At 47.7% G+C, this 18,838-nt stretch carries 16 protein-coding genes; 15 read left to right on the forward strand and 1 reads right to left on the reverse strand.

Going from position 1 to position 18,838, the window contains the following annotated elements:
• Window positions 1-8: 8 nt before the first annotated feature.
• The 13 genes from AAH944_RS03935 to ftsZ all read left to right on the forward strand — a co-directional run bounded on the left by AAH944_RS03935 (window position 9) and on the right by ftsZ (window position 15,289).
• Complete coding sequence (locus AAH944_RS03935) at window positions 9-533, forward strand: septum formation initiator family protein (protein WP_415536658.1); 525 nt, start codon at window positions 9-11, stop codon at window positions 531-533.
• Window positions 534-580: 47 nt separating this feature from the next.
• Window positions 581-2,638, forward strand: a complete 2,058-nt coding sequence (locus tag AAH944_RS03940) for a penicillin-binding transpeptidase domain-containing protein (RefSeq protein ID WP_415536660.1) — start codon at window positions 581-583, stop codon at window positions 2,636-2,638.
• Window positions 2,639-2,716: 78 nt separating this feature from the next.
• Window positions 2,717-4,195, forward strand: coding sequence for a UDP-N-acetylmuramoyl-L-alanyl-D-glutamate--2,6-diaminopimelate ligase (locus AAH944_RS03945; RefSeq protein ID WP_415536662.1), 1,479 nt, complete (start codon window positions 2,717-2,719; stop codon window positions 4,193-4,195).
• A complete protein-coding gene (locus AAH944_RS03950) occupies window positions 4,185-5,594 on the forward strand; it encodes a UDP-N-acetylmuramoyl-tripeptide--D-alanyl-D-alanine ligase (RefSeq protein WP_415536664.1) in 1,410 nt (469 codons plus the stop codon). The genes AAH944_RS03945 and AAH944_RS03950 overlap by 11 nt, the downstream gene beginning before the upstream one ends.
• Window positions 5,595-6,063: 469 nt before the next feature.
• Window positions 6,064-7,071 (forward strand): phospho-N-acetylmuramoyl-pentapeptide-transferase, encoded by a 1,008-nt coding sequence (gene mraY, locus AAH944_RS03955; protein WP_415536666.1) that lies wholly within the window; start codon window positions 6,064-6,066, stop codon window positions 7,069-7,071.
• Window positions 7,072-7,089: 18 nt separating this feature from the next.
• The gene (gene murD / locus AAH944_RS03960; RefSeq protein WP_415536667.1) at window positions 7,090-8,457 is read left to right on the forward strand and encodes a UDP-N-acetylmuramoyl-L-alanine--D-glutamate ligase; all 1,368 of its coding nucleotides are present in this window, start codon (window positions 7,090-7,092) and stop codon (window positions 8,455-8,457) included.
• Window positions 8,458-8,476: 19 nt separating this feature from the next.
• Window positions 8,477-9,592, forward strand: a complete 1,116-nt coding sequence (gene ftsW / locus AAH944_RS03965) for a putative lipid II flippase FtsW (RefSeq protein WP_015043542.1) — start codon at window positions 8,477-8,479, stop codon at window positions 9,590-9,592.
• The gene (gene murG / locus AAH944_RS03970; RefSeq protein WP_415536669.1) at window positions 9,593-10,702 is read left to right on the forward strand and encodes an undecaprenyldiphospho-muramoylpentapeptide beta-N-acetylglucosaminyltransferase; all 1,110 of its coding nucleotides are present in this window, start codon (window positions 9,593-9,595) and stop codon (window positions 10,700-10,702) included. It begins immediately after the preceding gene.
• A gap of 65 nt (window positions 10,703-10,767) precedes the next feature.
• Window positions 10,768-11,643, forward strand: a complete 876-nt coding sequence (gene murB, locus AAH944_RS03975; protein WP_415536671.1) for a UDP-N-acetylmuramate dehydrogenase — start codon at window positions 10,768-10,770, stop codon at window positions 11,641-11,643.
• 21 nt (window positions 11,644-11,664) lie between these two features.
• A complete protein-coding gene (gene murA, locus AAH944_RS03980) occupies window positions 11,665-12,927 on the forward strand; it encodes a UDP-N-acetylglucosamine 1-carboxyvinyltransferase (protein ID WP_415536673.1) in 1,263 nt (420 codons plus the stop codon).
• 61 nt (window positions 12,928-12,988) lie between these two features.
• Window positions 12,989-13,714, forward strand: a complete 726-nt coding sequence (locus AAH944_RS03985) for a cell division protein FtsQ/DivIB (RefSeq protein ID WP_415536675.1) — start codon at window positions 12,989-12,991, stop codon at window positions 13,712-13,714.
• A gap of 13 nt (window positions 13,715-13,727) precedes the next feature.
• Window positions 13,728-14,072 carry a small basic family protein gene (locus AAH944_RS03990; protein WP_415536677.1) on the forward strand — a complete coding sequence of 115 codons (345 nt, stop codon included), beginning with the start codon at window positions 13,728-13,730 and terminating at the stop codon, window positions 14,070-14,072.
• A 152-nt stretch (window positions 14,073-14,224) separates the two neighbouring features.
• Window positions 14,225-15,289 carry a cell division protein FtsZ gene (gene ftsZ / locus AAH944_RS03995; RefSeq protein ID WP_158208468.1) on the forward strand — a complete coding sequence of 355 codons (1,065 nt, stop codon included), beginning with the start codon at window positions 14,225-14,227 and terminating at the stop codon, window positions 15,287-15,289.
• Between the two features lie 503 nt (window positions 15,290-15,792).
• On the opposite strand, the gene AAH944_RS04000 is transcribed toward ftsZ, so the two are convergent.
• Window positions 15,793-16,425 (reverse strand): TetR/AcrR family transcriptional regulator, encoded by a 633-nt coding sequence (locus tag AAH944_RS04000; protein WP_415536680.1) that lies wholly within the window; start codon window positions 16,423-16,425, stop codon window positions 15,793-15,795.
• Between the two features lie 68 nt (window positions 16,426-16,493).
• On the opposite strand from AAH944_RS04000, the gene AAH944_RS04005 reads away from it, so the two are divergent.
• Both AAH944_RS04005 and AAH944_RS04010 read left to right on the forward strand, forming a co-directional pair.
• Window positions 16,494-17,894: an ABC transporter permease gene (locus tag AAH944_RS04005; RefSeq protein WP_415536682.1), complete on the forward strand. Its 1,401-nt coding sequence runs from the start codon at window positions 16,494-16,496 to the stop codon at window positions 17,892-17,894.
• Between the two features lie 429 nt (window positions 17,895-18,323).
• Window positions 18,324-18,776 (forward strand): peptidoglycan-binding domain-containing protein, encoded by a 453-nt coding sequence (locus tag AAH944_RS04010; protein WP_415536683.1) that lies wholly within the window; start codon window positions 18,324-18,326, stop codon window positions 18,774-18,776.
• Window positions 18,777-18,838 lie beyond the last annotated feature (62 nt).

Below are 18,838 nucleotides of genomic sequence, written 5' to 3' on the forward strand. Positions count from 1 at the left end.
AGAATACGATGTTAACAGCACAGAGAAAACTACAATTCAATGAATCCTTTGCCTATCAGGAATATGATCAAATCCTTGATAAAGGCAAGCCAAAGGCCAAAAAAGCCGCCCCGTCCAAAAAGACCTCTCAGATGCTGAAGTACCGGGCCATAGCGCTTTTGGTCATGTTGGGGATCATTGGAATGTTCGGTCTGATTGGGGCCAAAACAGTACATATCACCGTGGTCAAAGCTGCGGAAATCAAAGCCCTGCAAAAAGAAATTCAGACCCTGAACGTAGAAAATGATCTGTTGCAGGTTGAAGTCGACAAGCTCAGCTCCGTTTCCAGAATTGAAAAGGTTGCCCTGGCGATGGGTATGGAGAAGCCGGAAGGAACGATCTATATCGCCAGCAGCCTGATCCAGCCTGAGAGTACAGCAGAGGTTGACCAAACTCAGAAGACTGCGGCGGTGCCGGATGAAGGCAAAGCCAATTCTATATTTGAAAATGTATTCAGCATATTTTCTAGTTTTTTTGCTTCAACCCAAAGATAGCGTCGCCTGAGTTTAATCTACCTCTGCTCAAAAGGGGTAGATTTTCTATGGTGCAATACATCAAGACGCGTAAAAGAATTCTCTTGTTATTTGGGCTATGCAGCCTTTTCCTGCTGATTCTGATTATCCGGCTCGCGTTTGTTCAGCTGCGGGACGGCCCTTTCCTAAAAGACCTGGCGGATGCCGAGCATTACCGCGGTGTTCCGGTCGCAGCTAAAAGAGGCAATATTGAAGACTGCAACGGCAATATCCTAGCGATGAGTGTCAGTGCCCAGACAGTCTATGCGATTCCGGCCGAAGTCAGAAAATCCAAGCGGCAGGATGAAATAGCGGCCGGACTTGCCGCTATTCTGGACACGGACCAAGGACAGGTTCTGCAAAAAATTACGAAACGGACTTCCGTCGAGTATGTCAAAAAGAAAGTATCTGCGGAAGTTGCAGCAGAGATCACCAGGGAAAATTTCCCGGGTATCGGTATTATCGAAGACAGTACACGGTTTTATCCGAATGGCTCATTGGCGGCACATATTTTAGGTTTTACCGGAATTGACAGTCAGGGGCTGGAAGGAATTGAATACTCCAGGGATGAAGAACTTACAGGAACATCCGGCAGCATCCTTACCGAATACGGAGCAAACGGCATAAAAATTCCCGGAGGCCAGCATGAATTTATCCAGCCGGTTCAGGGAAATACAGTAAAACTCACCATTGACAAAAACATCCAGGCTTTTGCCGAAAGAGAGCTGGCCAAACTGATGGCTGGCCAAGGTGTCAACATGGAAGGCAAAGTCCCAAAGAGTGCCTCTATTCTTGTTATGGAGCCTTCAACAGGACGAATGCTGGCGATCGCTTCTGCACCCACTTATGATCCGAATAACTACCAAGCGTCCAATGCGTCGACCCGGCGAAATATTGCGATCCAAAATGGCTATGAACCAGGGTCAACCTTTAAGATCATTACACTCGCAGCAGCGATTGAAGAGGATGACTATAACCCGAAAGAAAGGTTTACAGATCCCGGTTATGCAACAATCTTAAACAAAAAGATCCGTTGTTGGAAAGCTGGCGGACATGGAACCCAAACCATGGTGGAAGTTGTCGAGAACTCCTGCAACCCGGGATTCATTATGCTGGGGCAGCGCCTCGGGATGGATAAGTTCTATCAATATCTGACGGCGTTCGGTTTTGGGCAGAAGACAGGGATTGAAATGTCTGGAGAGGCGAAAGGTATCCTGGCCAAAAAGAAGAAGGCAACAGCATTGGATCTGGCCACGATGTCCATTGGCCAAACCAATAATGTTACCCCTATTCAGCTCCTGACAGCAGTTTCAGCGGTTGCCAACGGTGGTACACTGCTTGAGCCCCAGTTGGTTCAGGAAATTACAGTACCGACAGGTGAAGTACTTGTCCCGTTTGCGAAGAAGACGGTGCGGCGGGTCATCAGTGAGGATACGGCTAAGCTCGAGCGTGAAATCCTGGAGTCTGTCGTCACCAATGGCACGGGCAGAAGGACCTTTCTTCCCGGCTACCGGGTAGCCGGGAAAACCGGCACAGCCCAGAAAGTCGGCAGCGGCGGCTATATTCAGGGGGAATATGTTGCTTCTTTTATCGGGTTTGCACCGGCAGATCATCCACGTCTGGCAATTCTGGTCATTATTGATGGTGTCCCGTTCTACGGCGGGGTTGTGGCAGCCCCGGTATTCTCGAGTGTTATGCTTGATTCCCTGAAATATCTTGGTGTCCAGCCTGATCTGAATGCTCCGCTCACTCCGGGAGAACCGCTTTATGGTGTGGAGTTCCCCGCTGTCAAAGAAGCCGCCACTGTACCTTCCGTTCTGGGATATACTTCAGCTGAGGCCCAAGCTGCCCTGAAAAAGCAGGGATTTAACGTGAAAGTGAAAGGCAGTGGTGCGGTCGTAGTTGACCAGATCCCGCATGGAGACGCAGAGGTCGAAAAAGGTTCGACGGTGCTGCTTTATTTTGGAACCGAAACAGGCAAAGAAACCTTGGCTCCATGGCTCGAAGTGGGTGACCCGGATGTGGAAGCGATTGAAAACCTGGGAGAGCGGATCCCGATCAGCCTGAATCCTGACCTGGCCGAATAAAGACGATATGTCATAATCAGGATGGAGTTAGAAAAAAAAGCATGATTGTGGTAAGATAGCTGAGAAGAGGTGTAGCTCGTGTCTAGTTCTGAAAAAACACTGGCGGAAATCATTGACGGTATGAAACAGGTTGAAGTGCTTGGAGATACGCAGACGGTAATTAATGGGATCGCCCATGACTCAAGAACGGTATCTCCGGGCAATCTATATGTATGCATCAGAGGTTATCAGGCGGACGGTCATGCGTTTGCCGAGGCTGCTGTCCAGGCCGGCGCTACAGCGTTAGCCGTGGAGGAGTTCTTGCCGCTAGCCGTACCCCAGCTTAAATTTACGGATACCCGGAAGGCCATGGGTTTTTTAGCGGCTGAGGTCTTCGGGAATCCATCCGACCGGCTTGAACTTGTCGGTGTAACCGGGACGAACGGTAAAACCACAGTGACGCACCTGATTGAGCGGATCGTTCAGCAAAGTGGAAAGAAAACCGGTCTGATCGGCACGCTCGGCAGCAGAATCGGAAACAACGCATATCCCGGCCAGCATACTACACCGGAGTCCACGGAGATTCAACATTTACTGGCTGAAATGGTCGCGGAGAATGTAGACCTTGCTGTGATGGAAGTATCTTCGCATGCGCTCGATTTGGGAAGAGTCAGCGGCTGTGTATTCAATGCCGGGATTTTTACTAATCTGACCCAGGATCATTTGGATTACCATAAGAATATGCAGGAATATCTCAAAGCGAAAGCACTGCTTTTTTCCGGCCTGAACGGCGGAAAAGCCGGCCAGCTGGCTGTGCTCAATGCTGACGACGGCTCCTGCGTTTTTCTGAAAGAACAGGCAGGTTGCAGGGTAGTCACGTATGGTGTTGATCACGAGGCGGACTACCGAGCTGTGAATATCAGGCTTTCAGACAGAGGTGTTGAATTTGACGTGCTTTTTCACGGGAAAAGGACCGAGCTTTTTTACAGTACCCCTGGTAAATTCAGTGTTTACAATGTTCTAGCCGCAATTGCCTGGGCACTGGAAAGCGGATATCCGACTGAGACTGTGGTGCAAGCGCTTCACAGTATCAAAGGGGTTCCGGGCAGATTTGAGAGTATTCGCAAAGGCCAGCCTTTTCTGGTTATTGTCGATTATGCCCATACACCGGACGGTCTGGAAAATGTTTTGCGTACGGCCAGAGAAATCACTGGTGGAAAACTGATCACAGTATTTGGCTGCGGCGGTGACAGGGACCGAAAAAAAAGGCCGCTCATGGGAGAAGCCGCGGGCCATTTTAGCGACTACATTGTCGTAACCTCAGATAATCCCCGGACTGAAGACCCTGATGAAATTATTAAAGATATTATTCCGGGGCTTAAATCAGCCAATTACAAGGTGATAAAAGACCGCCGCAGTGCGATCGACGAAGCCTGTATGGCAGCCGGTTCTGGAGACACGGTACTTATCGCCGGCAAAGGGCATGAAGATTATCAGATTCTTGGCACGGAAAAAATACATTTTGATGACAGGGAAGAAGCAGATAAAGTTCTTAGGAGATTGGGTTATGTGGAATAGCGGTATAATTGCCGAAATTCTTGGCGGCAGACTTTACGGTTCGGAGTCGGCTTATTTTAAGGGATGCGTCATTGACAGCAGGGCAGCTTCCGAAGGAGTGCTGTTCACTGCGATCCGGGGAAAAAAGACCGACGGGCATCTATTCATCAACAAAGCCTTTGAAGCCGGGGCGTCAATTACGTTGGCGGAAACCCGCAGCTTGGAAGAATTCGGACTTCCGGTTATTCCCGCAGGCAAAGCAATCATTGCTGTGAAGGATTCTCTACGGGCTTTGCAGGATTTAGCCATAGCGTGGAGAAAAACGATTGATCCTGTGGTCATTGGGATTACCGGCAGCTGCGGCAAAACTACGACCAAGGATATGACGGCTGCCGTACTTGCCAAAAGCTTTAAGGTCCATAAGAATCTGGAAAACCATAATAACGAGATTGGGCTGCCGCTGACCATTCTGAATGCACCGGCAGGAACCGAGATCATGGTTCTGGAGATGGGAATGCGCGGACTTGGGCAGGTTAAGGCCCTTTGCGATATTTGCAGCCCTTCGGTTGCTGTGATCACGAATATAGGGACAACACATTTGGAGTTGTTAGGATCACAGGAGAATATTGCGAAGGCCAAATGGGAACTGGTTGACGCTCTGTCGGAAGGAGGCATAGCCGTGCTGAATGCGGAGGATGCGTTCAGTGTCAGCAAGGCAGCCACTGCTGATGTGAAAAAAGTCTTCTACGGGATTTCCGGTAAATATGCATCTTCAGATGTTTATGCTGTCAATATCCGAAGCTCCGGAACGCTAACGACGTGTTTTGAAGTGGTATCCGGCGAGGACAGAGCTGAGGTTCGCCTGCCGCTGCCAGGAGAGCATAATGTGCTCGATGCACTGGCGGCTTTGAGTGTTGGACTGGCTAAAGGGGTATCCCTGGCTGAAGGAGCCAAGGCACTCGAAGAACTGGAACTGTCCAAGATGAGGCTCGAGATTCAGCAGGGCGTTTTCGGGAGTACGATCATTAATGACGTGTATAATGCGAATCCTACCTCCATGAAAGCTTCACTGCGCGTGCTGGCTGAAAGCGGAGGGGCAAAAACGATTGCAGTGCTTGGCGAAATGTATGAATTGGGAGAATCTGCCGTCCCCGGTCACCGGGATGTCGGCCGGACTGCTGCGGAGCTGGGAATCAACACGCTGATCACGGTCGGCAAAATGGCTGAAGATATTGCACATGGAGCCTCTGAGGCAGGCTTCCCTGTCTCCGGCATTCATGTTTGCAGCGAATGCGCTGAGGCCGTTTCTGTGGCAAAGACACTTATTGAGGAGATGGGCAGCGACGTCTGGGTATTGGTTAAGGGATCTCGCGGCATGAGGATGGAGCGCGTAAGCGGTGCGCTTTGTCAGGAAGAGTAGACGACGATATTTTTTTGGGTTGGTCTGCGAGCCACAATACCGCTTTTCGGCTCTTGTGCCCTCTCTGGCACAAAGAGCCGCGCTCCGCATCCATGCTCCGCTTAACGCGGAACTGTGGCTCGCAGACTGATTGAAAGATATGAAAGTATTTCTCTTAGGTATTCAATTGCATTGCTTAGCTAAAGAAAATAGATAGAAAGCAGCACACCTCTTATTGCAAAGAGCTACAAAGCATCTTGAACTGGCCCCAAATACGTCTATTATCTCCGGTGATCAGTCTGCAAGCCACAGTTTCCGCGAAAAGCGGAGCATGGATTGCGGAGCGCGGCATTTGCGCCATGGATGGCGCAATTCGCTGAAGAGCGGTATTGTGGCTTGCAGACCTACCCGAAAGAGTAATTCTCTCTAAGTTTTGTGTGTATACAACTTCGAATTAAGTGATTAAGGCTAAGAAAGGAACATTCGGGAAGTGACGGAAAAAATCTATTTGGCGGCGGGGGTTGCCTTGCTGGTAAGTCTTCTGGCGGGACCTTTTTTAATACCAGTCCTGCGTACGTTAAAATTTGGTCAAAGTATCCGGGTTGATGGCCCCAAACGGCATCTTGCCAAGGCCGGGACACCGACGATTGGCGGACTTATATTTCTAATCGGAATTACAGCCGGGGTGCTGATGATTGCGGAAAAACCTTATTCACCCGGAATGCTAACCATGCTCCTTGTGACCTTAGGCTTTGGCTTACTTGGCTTTCTGGATGATTTTTTAAAAGTAATCAGGAAGCAAAACCTTGGCTTACGGGCCTGGCAGAAACTGGCTGGTCAAATCCTGCTTGCGGTGATATTGGTCGGAGTTTCCACCTTGTACCTTGGTAGGGGCACAGCGGTAGAACTTCCGTTCACGGCTTTGGAAATAGATTTAGGGATTTTCTACTATCCGCTGGTCATACTTATTGTGGTGTATATGTCCAATGCGGTTAACCTGACAGACGGACTGGACGGATTGGCCGCAGGCTGTACAGTCATTTCGGCTGTCGGCTATGTTGGCATCGCTTATCTGGCTGCGCGGACAGGATTTATTGACGGCATCGATGTTTCTTCCAGCGACCTCGCGGTTTTTGCCGCGGCCATTGCGGGAGGCTGTCTGGGATTCTTAAGGTTTAACATCCACCCGGCCAGGATCTTTATGGGCGACTGTGGATCACTTGCTCTGGGCGGAGCGCTGGCTGCGGTCTCGGTCCTCAGCAAGAGTGAATTTGTTTTGCTAATTCTCGGCGGGGTCTTTGTCCTGGAAGGTCTGTCCGTTGTTCTTCAGGTTGTTTCTTTTCAGACCAGGGGGAAGAGGATATTTCGGATGAGTCCGGTGCACCATCACTTTGAATTGGGCGGCTGGAGCGAAAAAAAGGTTGTACGCGTTTTTTGGCTGGCTGCAGCCATCTTCACGTTGATTGGAGTTAGCGCCTTTTGGTTGATGATCAATTAAGGTTGGAGGGATCGTATTGTGGAATTAGCCGAAAAAAGAGTGCTGGTCGTAGGCGGTGGCAGAAGCGGCCTAGCTGCGGCTCATAAGCTTCAGAGCAAAGCAGCTGAGGTCTTTCTCGCCGATATGCAGCCTTTGGCCAAGCTTACAGGTATAGATGAATTGAAACTGGACGCTGCTCATCTTATTTTGGAAAGGGAACCGGATCTAAAGGAGATCAGGCCCGATTTACTGGTTTTATCACCGGGGGTTTCCCCGCTCCTGCCATTTATCCGCCAGGCGTCAGAAACAGGCATCCCACTCTGGAGTGAGGTCGAACTGGCTTTAAGGGATTCAAGGGCAGTGATTGCCGGCATAACCGGAAGCAACGGTAAGACGACCACTACCACGCTTGTCGGAGAGCTGGCTAAGGAAACCGGACGTGAGACGGTTGTTGCCGGAAATATCGGGCTTGCTTTATGCGGTCAGGTTGAACATCTTGATCAGAATGGGATTGTTGTTGCAGAGCTTTCGAGCTTTCAGCTGGAACTGATTAATAAGACCAGGGTGAACATTGCGATCTTTTTAAACCTGACACCTGATCATTTAGACCGGCACGGTTCACTGGAGAAATATGCTGCAGCCAAAGCCAGGATCCTTGAAAACCAGACGGAACAAGATTTAGCCATCCTAAACTGGGATGATCCGATTGTTAAAGAATTAGCCGCTAAAGCCAAGGCTCGGGTGGTATTCTTCAGCTTGAAGGAAAATTTGTCAGACGGAATCTGCTTAAACGGAGAGGATATTGTCCTAAAAAAAGATCATAGCGTTGCCGCGACGATCATCGGACGCAGGGAACTGCTGCTGAGGGGTGGCCATAATCTTGAGAACGTGATGGCTGCAGTGGCAGCTGCGCTTGAGTTCGGACTCGATATCTCTAAAATTGCTGACGTACTGCGTCATTTCCAGCCGGTGAAACACCGCCAGGAAATCGTCGGCAGATTTGATGATATTCTGTATATTAATGACTCCAAGGGAACCAATCCTGACTCATCGATCAAAGCCCTTCAGTCCTATGAGGAACCGATCGTGCTGATTGCCGGAGGTAAAAACAAAGGCCTTGATATGACGGAATTCTTGCAGGAAGCACGTATAAGGGTAAAAAGTCTGATTTTAGTGGGGATGGCGGCTCCGGAGCTTGAGGAGATTGCTGTCCGTTTAGGGTTCCCGAACATTATCCGGACGCTTGATTTTAAGGATGCTGTCAATATTGCTATTACCGAGGCAGTGCCGGGTGACGTCGTCTTACTGTCGCCAGCCTGTACAAGTTGGGATATGTTTAAAAGTTATGAAGAAAGAGGGGAATTGTTTAAGGATTTGGTGCGTAAGCATTATAGCGAACCCGAATGATTTTGGAGGGGGGAGCTATGTGATCCGAAAATTCCTAAAGGTCGACCCGGTTCTGCTAGGCGTGATTCTTATCCTGCTGCTGATCGGGATCATCATGACCTATAGTTCCAGTGCTGTGAAAGGCTACCTGTACTATGAGGATCCTTATCATTATTTCAAAGCGGATCTGCTGTGGGTGGCTCTGGGGCTTGCAGCCATGGGTGTCGCCGTCATGATCGATATCGCGTTTCTGCATAAGTGGGCGAAACCTATTTTATACGCAGCTTTGGTTCTGCTGATCCTGGTTAAGATCCCGGGAATCGGCAGGACAGTGAATGGTGCAACCCGCTGGATTGGACTTGGTCCGATGTCCATCCAGCCTTCCGAAGTGGCGAAACTGGCCATGGTGCTGACCATGGCGAGGTTCCTTACTGTAAACCCTTATCAGATCAAGTCATTTCGTAAGGGCATTATCCCCTCCCTGGCTTTGCTGGGTGTGGTCTGTGCCCTGATTATGCTGCAGCCTGATCTCGGCACAACGCTGGTAATTGCCGCTACTGTTTTCTTTATGCTTCTGGCCGCAGGGGCCAGAATGTGGCACATGGCAGGCCTTGGTCTGGCCGGGCTAGCGATGGTGGTTGCCGCGATTGCAGCTGCTCCGTACAGAATGCGCAGGATCTTTGCTTTCCTTGATCCGTGGGCTGATCCTTCAGGCAAGGGCTATCAGACTATTCAGTCGCTCCTGGCTCTCGGGCCTGGCGGATTATTCGGACTGGGACTCGGTCAAAGCAGACAAAAATTTCTTTATCTGCCTGAGAACCATACAGATTTTATTTTTGCCATGGTTGGAGAAGAGCTTGGTTTTGTCGGTGCCTCACTTGTTGTTCTGCTCTTTTTCCTTTTCATCTGGCGCGGTTTCCGGACAGCCATGCTCGCGCCGGAACCATTTCTTGGTTTGATGGCTGTGGGTTTGACATCCCTGATCGGGATTCAGGCAATGATCAATATGGGTGTGGTATCAGGCGTTTTGCCGGTAACGGGAATCACCCTGCCATTTCTAAGCTATGGGGGTACATCACTTTTATTTACAATGATCGGAGCCGGGCTGCTCTTGAATATTTCTGCGGCTGCGGGCAGATCTGAGGAGGTCTTTTAATTGCGGGTTATTGTAACCGGAGGCGGTACAGGCGGGCATATCTATCCTGCAATGGCAATCGCCAAAGCGCTGCAGGAGCAGCTGAATGATATTCGCGTCCTATACGTTGGAACAAGAAGCGGCATGGAAGCGAAGCTGATTCCGGAAAACGGTCTCGAATTCCGGGGAATATCCGGTCAAGGAATGCCGCGGCAGTTAAGCGCCGAAATACTGAAAGCAGCCGGCACGAACGTTCGGGCCTTATGGGAAACGAAAAGGATCTTGAAGGAGTTTGATCCCGATCTGGTAGTAGGGACCGGTGGCTATGTATCCGGTCCGGTCGTCCTGACAGCATCCTTTTTTGGTATCCCGACCGTTTTACACGAACAGAACGCTTTTCCGGGCAAGACCAATAAAATATTGGCCAGAATGGTTAAACGTATTTTACTGACTTTTCCGGAAAGTGAAAAATATTTTGGGGTTAAAGACAAGCTTCAGGTTGTCGGCCTGCCGGTCAGGGAAGAAATCGGCAAGATTGACCGCAAAGCCGGAGCTAAGGCCTTTGGTCTTGATCCCGGCAAGAGAACAATCCTGGTAACCGGCGGCAGCAGAGGTGCACTGAGCATCAACCAGGCACTGACCGGACTCCTGCCAAAACTGACCGAATACCCGGATGTCCAGCTGATATGGGCAACCGGGACAGCGACGCATGATACGATTTTACATGAGCTTGAAACGCGTAACATTAACTGGCAAAGAGAACAATGGAGAATCTTAGCCTACATTGAGCATATGCCTGAAGCTCTGGCCTGCTCCGATTTGTGCATCTGCCGGGCTGGGGCATCCACGCTGGCAGAAATCTCGGCTGCAGGGAAGGCCGGTATCCTGATCCCGTACCCGTATGCGGCTGAAAATCACCAGGAATATAATGCCAGGGCTTTTGAAAATAAGGGAGCAGCCTGTGTTATTTTAGATAAGGAACTGAATGCGGAGATTTTGTGGGACAATATTCAAAAAGTGCTGTTGAATTCGTTTAAACTGGAAGAAATGGCCGCGCGGGCCAGGGAGGTATTTGCGCCTGGAGCTTTGAACCGCATTATCAATCTCTGCCTGCAGACTGCCTGGAGATAAACTTCTTTAACACTGCAAGCCGGATCAGCATAAGATATGCTGTAAGGAAAAGGGAAAGGAATATCATGTACTTACCGAACATAAAGGGTAGGATTGAAAAAGATTATCCTTTAAAAAAGCTGAATACCTGGAGAATCGGCGGTATGACCGAACTTGCTGTCTGGCCCCGGGACATTGAGGAACTGGTCTCTGTGATTGATGGGTGCAGGAAGAATAACATACCGTTTCTGCTTCTGGGCCGGGGTTCAAATGTATTGCTGCCGGATCACGGATTCAAGGGTGTGGTGATTGTTGTTACAGCCATGGACAGCATTCGCTGGCATGGTGAAGAAGTCACGGCCGAAGCAGGTTATTCTCTGATGCGTCTGGCCCGGGAGGCAGGAGAGAGCGGCCTTAGCGGGCTTGAGTTTGCCTGCGGGATACCAGGGACACTCGGCGCAGCAGTAGCCATTAATGCAGGTGCTTATGGCGGAAAAATTGGTGATTTGGTTAAGAAAGTTAGTGTATTGACGGCCGAGGGAAAAATTGAAATGATACCGAAGGGCCAGATTGCTTTTGGGTATCGCAGCAGTTCCCTTTTAGAAAAGGAATGCATTGTCCTGGAATGTACGCTGTCCCTCCATCCAGGGGATCAGGCCATGATCCAGGCTCAAATGCAGGGTCTTATGGCCAAAAGGAAAGAACATCAGCCGCTGGAGTATCCCAATGCAGGAAGTGTATTCCGCAATCCTGCCGGAGACTCCGCGGGAAGGCTGATCGAGCAGGCAGGGTGGAAAGGACGCCGCCTTGGGGATGCTCAGGTATCTGAGAAACATACCAATTTTATTGTGAACAGAGGGAACGCCTCATCCACTGACATTTTAACGCTTATTCAGGTAATTCAAACAGATGTGTCCGAAAAATTTGATATTCAGCTCGAAACAGAAATACGCGTCATTTAATTGGCTAAAGGGGGAGGAGACATGACGATGGATCGTTATGTCATTACGGGAAAACAAAGACTTGAGGGAAGTATTCGGACCAGCGGAGCAAAAAACGCATCACTGCCGCTCATGGCAGCCGCCATTCTGGCCGATGGAAAAACAGGATTGCAGGGAATTCCTCATCTCACAGATATCCTTTGTATGGGCGAAGTTCTGAAAAGCCTTGGCTGTAAAACACAATTCAGCTCAAATGAACTGACCATTGATTCCTCTTCACTGAATGACTGCATTGTCGATGAAGCGTTAATGCGGAAAATGCGGGCATCCAACTTGATTTTAGGCCCGATGCTCGCACGAAACGGAAGGGTAAAAATATCCAGACCGGGCGGCTGTGCGATTGGGACACGTCCGATGGATCAACATATTAAAGGACTGCAGGAGCTTGGCGTACGTGTTGAAGAGAGACATGGATACATAGAGGCCACAGCGGGGAAACTCAGAGGCGGAGATGTCTATCTGGATATCCCGAGTGTCGGGGCTACGGAAAATATCATGATGGCTGCGGTTCTGACCGAAGGCACAACCATCATCCGCAATGCGGCCAGAGAACCGGAAATTGTTGACCTGCAGAATCTACTGAATAAAATGGGAGCCAGGATCAGAGGGGCCGGGACTCACGTCCTGCGCATCGACGGCGTCGCGAAACTTAAGAGTACGGAACATACCGTTATCCCTGATAGGATAGAAGCCGGCACGCATATGGCCGCTGCTGTCATGACAGGCGGGGATATCCTGGTGGAAAACGTGATTCCCGAACATATCAGCCCCATTATTGCCAAACTGCGCCAGGGGGGAGCTGAAGTAACCCCTTATGGAGACAGCGTCAGGGTACGCCAAAAAGGACAGTTTAAAGCGCTCGAAATTAAAACGCTGGTCTATCCAGGATTCCCGACCGATATGCAGCCGCAGTTCCTGGCACTGTTAACGATTGCCGACGGAACGAGTATTGTTTCCGAGACGATTTTCGAAAACCGCTTCCAGCATGTCGCTGAGCTGAGACGGATGGGAGCCAGGATTACTGTTGAGGGAAGAACCGCAATTATTAACGGCCGGCCCAACCTCGAAGGTGCGTTTGTGGAAGCAACTGATTTGCGCGCTGGAGCGGCTCTCTTTTTGGCAGCTTTGGCTGCTGAAGAGGGTACGGTTCTGGAGAGAATCGATCATATTGACCGCGGTTATGAAGATCTTGAGGAAAAATACAGGGCTTTGGGAGCAAAAATACAGCGGGTTGTCAAACAATAGTGTTGCACCTTGCCAGGCGGATAATGTAAAATAGATAAAACGAGAGCAGGAGAGGAAGATTTTGGCTCAAACCAGATCAAATACATTTTGGATCTACGCAGCGGCTTTGATCTGTCTCATTGCTGTAGGATTTTATATGTTTTCCAAATCGGATTTTTTTAACGTGAAGGAAGTCAGGACAGAAGGATTAAGCAATGTCACCGCGAATGAAGTATTACAGCTTTTGGGGACCGTAAAAGGTGAGAATATTTTTTTGACCGATACCGAAGCCCTGGCGATGAAGGTCAAGCTGCACCCTCTGATTGATCAGGTGCAGGTAAAAAAAGAACTGCCGGAAACGCTGGTGGTCAAAGTACAGGAACGTGTTCCGGTCGCAATGATCTTAACTGGTGACGGGGTTGTCGTCGTGGATCTTCAGGGCGTCATTCTGAAGTTTTATGATTCCTGGCCCGCGGAAGACAACCCAGTGCTGACCGGAATCGAAGTCCCTGAAACAATCGGGCCTGGGCAAAAGATTGACAATGTGAATCTGAACAAAGCCCTTCTTTTGCTGGGACAAGCCCCTGCGGAACTTCTGCCGCTAATTGGAGAGGTTCACAGTGCAACGGACGGGCAAATAAGCCTTTATATGACCTCCGGCATTGAAGTGAAAATAGGATTTGACGCCGAGTTTACAGAAAAGCTGAAGCTGCTTCAGGAATTGTTAAACAGTGAAGAATACAAAACAGTTGAAAAAGCAATTAAATATATTGATTTAACTGCAGGGAAACCTGTTTTAGGAAGATAGCGAGGGATAGATCATGTGGCTGCTGCCGGTTTTCGGATTAATTATTGGACTGTTCATTGGGTTTGTAAGTCCGTTTAGTATTCCGGTTGATTATACCAAATACTTTTCAGTGGCGATTTTAGGCGCACTGGACTCAGTCATGGGCGGCATAAGATCCTATCAGGAAGATCATTTCGACAGCACGATCTTCCTCAGCGGTTTTATTGTCAATATCATTATGGCCAGCTTGCTGGCATTTATCGGGGACAGAATAGGCGTCGACCTGTATCTTGCTGCCGTGGTGGCCTTTGGCACCAGATTATTCCAAAACATCAGTATTATTCGCCGGCATATCATTAATAAATATTATAAAACCTGATTGGAACCAAAAAAATTTAAATATTATGACGGAAAAAGAGGAGTAATAGTTTCTCATCTCGAACTCATATAGTTGGGTTGACTATTAACCGTTTGCATCGGAAAAACATAACCAATAGATGAGAACTAGAATAAGGAGAGGCAGGGGAAAAGATGCTCGAATTCATTAGTGATGAGATGCAGTTTGCACGGATCAAGGTAATAGGAGTGGGCGGCGGCGGAAACAATGCCGTAAACAGAATGATTTCCGTTGGTCTTAAAGGAGTAGAGTTCATCGGGCTGAATACAGATGCTCAGGCGCTTCAAATGTCCAGGGCAGCTGAAAAAATACAAATCGGCATTAAACTCACCAAAGGACTCGGTGCAGGAGCTAATCCGGAAATCGGTCACAGTGCGGCTGAAGAGAGCCGCGACGAGATTGCCAAAGCGCTGCTCGGTGCCGATATGGTTTTTGTTGCCGCCGGTATGGGCGGGGGAACAGGAACGGGAGCCGCTCCCGTTGTTGCCGAGATCGCCAGGGAAATTGGAGCCCTGACAGTCGGCGTTGTTACAAGGCCTTTCTCGTTCGAGGGACGCAAAAGAGCCATGCAGGCTGAAAGAGGAATCCTTGAACTGAAGGAAAAGGTTGATACGCTGATTACCATTCCAAATGACAGACTCTTGCAGGTTGTCGATAAACATACGACGGTCCAGGAAGCCTTCAGCATTGCTGATGACGTACTGCTGCAAGGTGTACAGGGGATTTCCAACCTGATCACCATTCCGGGACTCATCAACCTCGACTTTGCCGATGTGAAGACCATCATGTCCGATACCGGTTCGGCACTGATGGGTATTGGACAGGCTTCCGGAGAAAACAGAGCGGTCGATGCCGCCCGTAAGGCGATCTCGAGCCCGCTGCTTGAAACCTCGATTGAAGGCGCGAAGGGTGTTCTGCTGAATATCACCGGCGGTCCGAGCCTGACCCTGCTTGAGGTCAACGAAGCTTCCGAAATCGTCGGCGAAGCAGCCGATCAGGAGGCCAACATTATCTTCGGTGCAGTCATCGATGAAAACCTAAAAGATGATGTCCGGGTAACGGTCATCGCCACAGGCTTTGACCAGCGATCCAGCTTTGTCAAAAAAGTAAAGAACCCGCAGGAAACAGCCAAGATGGATGACTACAATCCATTCAAGGATCACGTGGATATTCCGAATTTCCTGAAATATAAAAGATAAACACTGACTTTTAAGCATAAAAGTTGGTTCTATTCAATGCTGAAGGCGTCTCAATAAGGCGTCTTTTTTGCTATCCTTATTAACTCAGAAAACTGCCGAAAGGCTGATCAGGCTCTAAAAAGAAAACTACTCTAGAAGAATACCGGCACAACATAGCGAATTACAGATACCCACTCACCACCGTCAGGCATGTCCCAAAATCGACATTGATGATGTCGATTTTGGGACATGCCGTTAAGAAGATGTTTTACACACTTGCGACCAATCCATATTAAGTCATATAAGCTAAAAATCCAGCTTCTTCGCTGTTACTGTGCTTCATAACCCCGATGCCGCAGTAAAGCTTATCAATCAAATCATTTGGATCTGGTCTGCGCGCCACATTTCGCTCTCGGCAGATAGCGCCCTCCCTGCGAGTCGCTCTTTGCCATCCATGGCATCGGGACATTAGGCCATCTGTGGCCGCATTTAATTTAAATACCTTGTCCTCGTACTAAAAACCATTATATTTCCTTCAGAATTCGGGAGGAAGTATTGGGGGTTAAAATACCTTGAGCCAAGCCATTAAACATTAGTTCGTTATATAAGGTAGCCAGTTCATCTATTGGTATTTTCATACCATTTTTTATCCAATATATGATGATACCGACATTAGCCGATAGACCATATTCTAAAATTAATTCGTAATAGTCTTTATTTATGTTATTTTCCTTATCGCGTAATAATAAGTTATCAAGGAGTACAAGCTTTACGTAATCTTTGATTTTATTAATAAACGAAATGTCACCGGTTGGGCCGAGAAGGGCTTCAAAATACAAGTGATGCTTTTGGATATAGGCAAGTATACTACTGAAGGCATTTCTTGCTATATGAGGGTCTCTTATTATAATGATATCTTTGCTAAACTCAAGAAAAATTTCTTTCATACCATTCAGCAACTCATTTTCAATTTGATCACGTAAATCATAAATATCCTGGAAATGAAGATAGAATGTTCCCCTATTAAACCCGACGCGATTGCAAAGCTCCTTAATACTCATTTTATCAATCATTTTATAATGATTTAACGCAATGAAAGCATCCATGAAAATGCGTTTTGTCTGAATGGACTTTTTTGGTCCAGCGATTCCCGTCATAAAAACCACTCCTATGTAACAATTAGGGAGATACGCGGAAATATAAACATTTTCAAATGATCTGTTGATTGATCACGCTAATCTTCTATGATATTTTTATAATAAATCAACACTGTGTTGATTTCAATAGCGGTGTGGGTGAATTACATAGCCCAAGATTACAGCCTAAAAAAGAAATTATGGAAAGGGTTGAGATGATGGAATTTATTGTTGGTATTTTAAAACAAAAAATATTGTGGATTGGATTAGCAGTGGTGATTGTATTTGCATCGGTGCTGACAATTGCACTTTTAGGATCAACGATTAATGCTGAATTGAAAGGTGCGCCTATGGCTTTAGTTTTGCAGGATGAGGGAGTAGCCTTGCAGTCCGGAGTAAATTTAAATTTTGGGCAAAAAATAGTAGACTCCGTTATAACATTAGACAGCCAGGACAACTCAGCCTTTAAATGGACGATTCTCACTGACGAAAATCAGGCGATGGATGCAATGAATAATCAGAAATATTATGGTGCTCTGATTATTCCAAAGGATTTTAGTAAAAAGGTGATGTCTGTCATAAGTGCAAACCAGACGCCTGGTGAAGTTGAGGTATATATCAACAACGGAATGAGTCAAACCGTTGCCAATATTTTAACGCAGGTTATGGAAAAAATGGAGACGGGTATCAATGACAAATTAAGAACACAGCTAGCAGCTCAGCTAGCCAGCGCTACTAAACAAACTCCGGAGATCGGTCAAAGTCCGTCAAAGCAAACCAGTCAAACGGCTTCCGCCCAAGCCGCAGCAATGCAAGCGCAGAGGCAGATAATGCAAAATCTGCAGCAGAATACGCTCGTAAGTTTTACAATTGACAAAGTTAACGTTATTCCTGATCACAGTGCCAATGGTAATGCACCTGTTTCTGTCACAATGTTGGCTTGGATGACCGGCTTAATATTATCCATACTTCTCTTTTTTGTGATAAAGAAAGTTGAGCCAACTAAAAAAACGGAAAAGGCGCTTACGATTGGAATACAGATCGTTTGTGCCATTGCGTTTTGCTTCATTGCTTCGTTGGTTATCTTGATCGTTGGAAACGGCTTATTGAAAATGACGATTCCGAACAGTTTTGAGTTCTGTTTATATTTTACACTGATAAGCTTCAGTTTTTTCCTAATGCAGTCAATGCTGGTAAACGGATTAGGCGCTCAGGGAATTGTACTTGTCATGCTGGTATTCTTTTTCGGGCTTCCAATGATCTCTCTGCCTTATGAAATGCTCTCCTCTGCGTCAAAGTTTTGGTTATATTCCTGGATGCCTTTACGCTTTGGAGTAGAGGTGATGCGGGATTTCTTCTATTTTGCTGGTACCAATATGATTAAACCAATGACATCGTTATTGTCGGCCGGAGCTATATGCTTGGTTCTATCCTTCCTCTCCGTTTTTATGCCTGTTAAAAAAAGCAAAACTTCAAGCCTTGGGTTTTAAACAGAGATCCTAAAATTTTGCTGGCTTTTCATTCAACGATAGAAGAAGGCGGTGTTGCTTAACTACTTTTTTGTAGTTTTGCGACACCGCCACGTATTTTTTAGATAACCGAAGAACTTCCAAGCGTTTGGGGATTCTTCAAATTCAGAAATTATTTCGTATCGAAGATTCACACTGAAGGCTTGATAACCTATCATGCGGTGTAAGCGTACCTATTTTCAAGAAAGTATTTGGTAAGGAAGCTTGGTAACGGTCTTAGATTAAAAAGAGATTACCTGGTAGCTTCTTTCCCCAAACCCAAAGATGGGGCAGGTCTTTTTCACATAGTCACCCTAAGAAAACATAAGATGGTGGTAAGCTTATAAAAACGATAATGCCCAGAACTTACTAGAAAATATAAGGATAATTAACATCGAGGGGGTAGCTTCAATGAGCCTTCGGCTAACTAGAACTCTCAGGCTAGGGATGCGTGGTAATGATGTCAGACAGCTGCAAATTGCGCTGATCGAACTGGGTTACAATCCTGGAACTCCAGATGGTATCTTTGGTCCCCGTACCCAAGCAACAGTAATGGCCTTTCAGCAAAATAACGGGCTGGTACAGGACGGAATTGTAGGTCCGGTAACGACAGCAGCTTTGAACAGAACCCTTACTGAACCTGCCTTTCTCAAAGTAGGTTCCCGAGGTCCGGAAGTTGCTACACTGCAGTCAATCCTTAAAGAACTCGGCTATGCCCCAGGAATGGCTGATGGAGTATTTGGGCCTAAGACCAGGGAAGCTGTGATCGCTTTCCAAAGAGATTATGAACTTATCCCAGATGGTATTGCGGGACCGCAGACCTTTACAGCTTTGGATCAGGTAATCCGCCGCAAGACAATGTAATTTCTACAAACGTTAATATTTAACGAACTACCACCAATATGCTGGTAGTTAATTTTGTCGGC

Origin of the sequence: Dehalobacter sp. CP (assembly GCF_047652685.1) — a bacterium.
GTDB lineage: Bacteria > Bacillota > Desulfitobacteriia > Desulfitobacteriales > Syntrophobotulaceae > Dehalobacter.